Source organism: candidate division KSB1 bacterium, from assembly GCA_022562085.1.
GTDB lineage: Bacteria > Zhuqueibacterota > Zhuqueibacteria > Oceanimicrobiales > Oceanimicrobiaceae > Oceanimicrobium.
Genome location: JADFPY010000310.1, coordinates 1 through 5,498, shown reverse-complemented (window position 1 = coordinate 5,498; position 5,498 = coordinate 1). Strand labels below are relative to the sequence as shown.

The following is a 5,498-nucleotide window of genomic DNA, read 5'->3' as shown; positions in this document are numbered from 1 at the left end:
TCCCCCGGCCGGAGGGTTTGGCAATTTGCGCTGGCAGTTTGTTGCCGGGATATTATTAGCTGCCCTGGGCGGGTGTCTGGTGACGCTTTACAAGCCGGGTCCGGCGCCGCCGCCAAAAACTGCTGAAATTGTTCATAGCGAAAATGTTCATTAACCCGCATTATTCACAAAAATTCACCACAGAGGCACTAAGCCTGCCCTGCACGTAAGCGAAGGGACACAGAGAAAATAAGAGATTTATAGAGAGTGCATTTCAAAAAAAATTTTGAAATCGAAATTGATTATGCTGACATATCTCCAATATAATCAAACCTCTGTGCCTTTGTGTCTCTGTGGTTCATGAATTATTCAAGTTAATAGATTTCAAAATATGGCTTACGAATATAAAACAAAACGCAAAATCGAATTCGCTGACACCGATTTGGCAGGGATTTGTCACTTTGCCCGTTTCTTTATCTTTATGGAAACAACCGAACACCAGTTCCTCAACTCCCTTGGAACGAGCGTTTGCATAGATTTGGAAGGTAACAAAATCGGCTGGCCGAGATTGTCTGCTTCCTGCGAGTATTTGAATCCACTTAAATTTGAAGATGAAGTAAACATCCACCTGACAGTTACTCGCAAAGGGAATAAATCCATGACTTACCGGTTCTTATTTACCAGAGGAGGCGAGCTCATTGCCCGCGGGCAGATGTCTTCAGCCTGCTGTATCTGCAATCCCGGCGAAAAGATTAAAGCAATTCCGATTCCGGATTTTATTGCAGATAAGATTGAGGAAGCACCGGGGTCGTAGAAATTTTTATGATTAAAGACTTTCAGGAGTTTCTCAGTGATTCGATAAAGGCATTCAATTCAGTTTCAAAATGCTTCCAAACTCCGAAAAGATTTTCTGCCAAGGGCTGGAGAGGTGCTTCTTGTAACAGGATACCGTAACCATGTACAAAAAAATGTCTAAAGGCTCGGTATTCATCAAGGCTTTCCTCAAGTTTTTGTGAAATGATTCCCTGCGCCACGGCAGTCCCTAACAGGTCTTTATGAGAAGTATCCGAGTGGGGTAAGGTGATTTTCAGGTACTTCAAGGTGCGTTTGAGCAAATTCTCGATGCCGTTATAGGCGTTGTGCAGACAAGTAGCGATAGCTGCAAGCTCCACAAACTCTCTGGCAGGTCGCTGCAATGTGTCGTCGAGTGCTTTTAGTGTACGTTCAATATTTTCTTTTTCGGCAGCAATCTCTTGCAGGAGATTATCCATAAATCTTTACGCCTTTTTCTTTGACTAGTTTGTTAAAAAGGCTTCTTTGGGAAAGATCGACCAGGTCGACGGGTTTGGATAACAAGCGGAGGAGTTCACCATGGAACTTAAAAAAATATTTTGGTTCAATTGACTCAACAGCCAGATCGATATCATTGGCTTCTGAACGTCTGTCAAGTGAAGAGCCAAAAAGATAAATAGCTCCTGTGTTGTATTTTTTTGCACAGTTAATAATCGTTGCTTTGTCTAATCTGCTCAACATATTGGATACCAACTTTATAATAATAAGAAAATTAATGGAATTTGTTAAAAATGTCAAGTATAATCAAGGAGCACGGAATAAATTCGCTTATCAGCTTTTCGTTCTCGAAGTTTTTGTTTGGAAATGTTACGATAACAACTTAAATTGTTCAATAATCTAAGGGAACTAATGCACGAACGAATTTCAATTGATCCGGAAGTCTGTCACGGACAAGCTTGTATTAAAGGCAAGCGCATTCCTGTACATCAGATTGTAAGTATGTTGGCCAACGGGGATACAATTGATGATCTTCTCAAAGCGTATCCGACAATTGACCGCAAGGATATTTTTGCCTGCCTTGATTATGCCGCAACGTTAGCGGAGGAACAAGTGACGCCGATTGAACTTTAACAGATGAAGATACTTGTTGATGAGAATATTCCGGCCATTACTGTTGAAGCCTTACAAAAGTTGGGTCATAATGTGCTCGATATTCGGGGTACTCCAAAGGAAGGATTTGTTGACGAAAAACTATGGCAATTAACGCTGCATGAAAGCCGGCTTCTTATAACAACCGATAAAGGCTTTACTCAACATCGAAATGAATTCCACCAAGGTATTCTTATTATTCGTCTTCGTAAACCAAATCAAAATAAAATTCATCAAAGAATCATGAAAGCATTCAACGAATTCAGTGAAGATGAATGGAATGGTACGCTTGTAGTGATGCGAGATACCGTTCAAAGCGTTTGGAGGTTCTCAAAATAATATGGCACACAACTCAAACTCACTCAACGTAAAAGACGTTCACAAAAACTTCGGCACTGCCGAACGCCCGGTCAAAGTCCTCGAAGGCGTTTCCTTTGAAATGAAAGGCGGCGAGGCGCTTGCGGTGACCGGCCCATCGGGCAGCGGCAAAAGTACTCTCCTGCACTTAATCGGAACTTTGGATTCCCCGACTTCCGGCAAAATTGAAATCAACAATCAGGATATAAGCTCTTTTTCTGAAACGGAGTTGGCCAAATTTCGCAATCAGAAAATAGGCTTTGTATTTCAGGACCACCACCTTTTGCCGCAGTATTCGGTTTTGGAAAATGTTTTGATTCCGACTCTGGCTTTTAAAAATAATGGTGAAGATAAACGAGACCGCGCCAAAAAATTATTGGAGAAAGTCGGTCTTTCCGACCGCATCACGCACCGGCCTGCTGAACTCTCGGGAGGCGAACGCCAGCGTGTGGCTATTGCCCGCGCGATGATCAACAGTCCCAATATTTTACTTTGCGATGAACCCACCGGCAACCTCGACCGGAAAATCGCTGCCTCCGTAGCCGACCTTTTTTTCGAGCTTCATAGAGATGAAAAAAATATTCTGATTATCGTGACTCACAACCCCGAGCTTGCCAATCGATTCGAACGGCGTTTCGAATTGCAGGAGGGTAAATGCGTCGAAGTTTAGTACTTCAATAATACAAATAGTTGTTCGATGGACAAAAATTTTCAAAAGATATAATTTCCCACCGAATCACACCGAAGTCGCCGAGGTTCGCCGAAAGTATGATATTTTTGTATTCTTGAAAATGACTGCAAAATGCACTTCAGTCCTAAATCATAACTACTAGTTCGGTGAATTTCGGTGCGTTCGGCGCATTTCGGTGGGAAATAAGTTTTTCATTTTTTCAATATTAGTTCATTCGTGTTGAATCCTCTTTACCTTAATCAATATGAAAGCCACAGGAAAACAATACTCGATGTCTATTCTCACCCCCTTAAGCCATTTTTGGCGAATTAACCTTGCCGTGGTTCTTGGAGCTGCAGTGGCCACTGCGGTTTTGACCGGCGCGCTTCTGGTCGGGGATTCCGTGCGCGGAAGTTTGCGCGATTTAACTCTCGACCGGCTTGGTAAAATCGACTATGCGCTGGTGACGCACAAATACTTTCGGGAAGACCTGCTGGTCGATTTAGCCACATCGAAAGATTTTAAAAACCAATTCGAAACCATCGCATCGGCCATTCTGAGTAATGGCACTGCAATTCACTCAACTTCAAAAACCCGCGCTTCGAATATCAACATTGTTGCCGTTGATGAGCAATTTTTTTCCTTTTTCGAGACGGATGAATCCGCTTCCCTGAGAAAAAAACCCGGTCAGGTTTTTCCTGCCATTATCATTAATCAATCACTGCAAAACCAGCTCAAGGCTGAAGTCGGCGACCAAATTCTCCTGTCATTTGAAAAGCCGAGTGACATCGCACGCAGTTCTTTGCTGGGCAGAAAGAGCACGGAAGATGTGATTGAAACAACAAGGATGAGCTTGACTAGAATTATTCCGGATGAAGGATTAGGCAGATTCAGTTTGCAGGCGAATCAAAACTTGCCGCTGAATGCCTATGTCTCACTGCCGGTTTTGCAGAGAACATTGGGCCAAAAAAATAAGGTCAACGCAATTCTGGTTTCACAACAAGACGCGCCCGAAGCAAATGATTCATTCGATTTTTTACAACAGGTACTTGCGGCTTCTTTAAGCTTTGAAGACTTCGGACTCAAATTCATCGAGCTGGAAAGGGGATTTGCTCTGGAAAGCAGCGAATCGATTTTATCTCCCCAAATCGCTGCCGCATCAAAGTCAGCCGCCGCTAAGCTGAACCTACCGGCTTTGCCTGTTTACACATATCTTGCCAATAAGATGGAAGCGAAAGGACGTCTTCTGCCGTACTCGACTGTAGCTGCTTTGCCGATTCCGGTCGTTGATGGGTTCGGCAATCTACTTCTTAAAAATGGCAAGCCGGCCCCAAAGCTCGCTGACAATGAGATTTTGCTAAACGACTGGGCCGCAAGCGATCTGCGAGTAAGCGCCGGCGATTCAATTACGATGGAATATTTCGGCGTCGGACCGCGTGATAATTTATTTACCAAGCATGCAGCCTTTCATGTGAAAGGTGTTGTCGCTATGGCCGGTCTGGCGATAGACAAAACCTTAACCCCGGATTTTCCCGGAATCGCCGATGCCGACAACATGGCTGATTGGGACCCGCCTTTCCCGGTTGATCTCAACTTAATCCGACCCAAAGATGAAGACTATTGGGATAAATACCGCGGCACGCCCAAAGCATTTGTTTCCGAGGAAACCGGCCGAAAATTGTGGGGCAGCCGTTTTGGGCATGTCACCTCTTTGCGTTTTGCTGTCAACCCGGAATCCGAGACCGCGGATGTTGAAGAGCTCTTCGCCAATGAGTTTTTGGCGAATGTTACTCCCGAGCAATTTGATTTCGTTTTTCAACCCGTCAAAGCACAGGGACTGGCGTCGTCAAAAGGAGCGACCGATTTCAGCGGTCTGTTCGTGGGATTCAGTTTCTTTCTGATTATTTCAGCAGCGCTTTTAGTCGGCTTGCTCTTTCGGCTTGGGGTGGAGCAAAGGGGACGGGAAATCGGCATGCTGCTGGCAGTCGGCTTTCCGCTGCGCAGGGTTCGCCGGCAATTTATGTCCGAAGGCGCCGTGCTTGCAGTGATCGGCGCGCTGCTCGGAACCGGCGGCGCCCTGTTTTATACCTGGCTGCTGATGACCGGCTTGAGAACCTGGTGGCTGGCAGCGGTCGGGTCACCATTTTTGTTTTTGCATATCACTCCGGCCAGTTTGGCAATTGGCTTTGGCAGTTCGCTGCTGATTGTTTTCCTTTCGATCTGGATCGGATTGAGAAAACTGAGTAAAATACCACCGCCCGCTTTGCTCGCCGGAGTCACAACTATTTTAAAACAAGTCCGGGCGAGTCGAAAAGCAAAGGTCACGGCAATAAGTGCTTTAATTCTGGCCGGTGTTTTAACGGTCGTTACATTTTCGCTCGAATCTGCCGCAGCCGGGTTGTTCTTCGGAATCGGCACCCTGTTGCTGGTTTCGGGTCTGGCATTTTTCGCAATTTGGCTGCGCGGCTCCCACAAGGCGCTCTCCAGTCAGGCGGGTTCCACGCCGATTGCAAGAATGGCTGCACGGAACAGTCCCAGAAATCCGGGCCGC

7 protein-coding genes are annotated in these 5,498 nt (G+C 45.5%); 5 read left to right on the top strand and 2 right to left on the bottom strand.

From position 1 onward, the window contains the following. Positions 1–370 precede the first annotated feature (370 nt). Complete coding sequence (locus IH879_18895) at positions 371–793, top strand: acyl-CoA thioesterase (protein MCH7676994.1); 423 nt, start codon at positions 371–373, stop codon at positions 791–793. Between the two features lie 22 nt (positions 794–815). Here IH879_18895 and IH879_18890 read toward each other — a convergent pair whose 3' ends face one another. Both IH879_18890 and IH879_18885 read right to left on the bottom strand, forming a co-directional pair. Continuing rightward, a complete protein-coding gene (locus IH879_18890; protein ID MCH7676993.1) occupies positions 816–1,250 on the bottom strand; it encodes a hypothetical protein in 435 nt (144 codons plus the stop codon). Then, a complete protein-coding gene (locus IH879_18885) occupies positions 1,243–1,512 on the bottom strand; it encodes a hypothetical protein (protein MCH7676992.1) in 270 nt (89 codons plus the stop codon). The genes IH879_18890 and IH879_18885 overlap by 8 nt, the downstream gene beginning before the upstream one ends. Before the next feature lie 168 nt (positions 1,513–1,680). On the opposite strand from IH879_18885, the gene IH879_18880 reads away from it, so the two are divergent. From IH879_18880 to IH879_18865, 4 genes are all read left to right on the top strand, one after another. Beyond that, positions 1,681–1,902 carry a DUF433 domain-containing protein gene (locus IH879_18880; protein MCH7676991.1) on the top strand — a complete coding sequence of 74 codons (222 nt, stop codon included), beginning with the start codon at positions 1,681–1,683 and terminating at the stop codon, positions 1,900–1,902. 3 nt (positions 1,903–1,905) lie between these two features. Continuing rightward, entirely contained in the window at positions 1,906–2,259 is a 354-nt protein-coding gene (locus tag IH879_18875) for a DUF5615 family PIN-like protein (protein ID MCH7676990.1), read from the top strand. A gap of 1 nt (position 2,260) precedes the next feature. After that, positions 2,261–2,947 carry an ABC transporter ATP-binding protein gene (locus IH879_18870; protein ID MCH7676989.1) on the top strand — a complete coding sequence of 229 codons (687 nt, stop codon included), beginning with the start codon at positions 2,261–2,263 and terminating at the stop codon, positions 2,945–2,947. Positions 2,948–3,239: 292 nt separating this feature from the next. Next, on the top strand, positions 3,240–5,498 hold a 2,259-nt coding region (locus tag IH879_18865), incomplete at its 3' end, for an FtsX-like permease family protein (protein ID MCH7676988.1).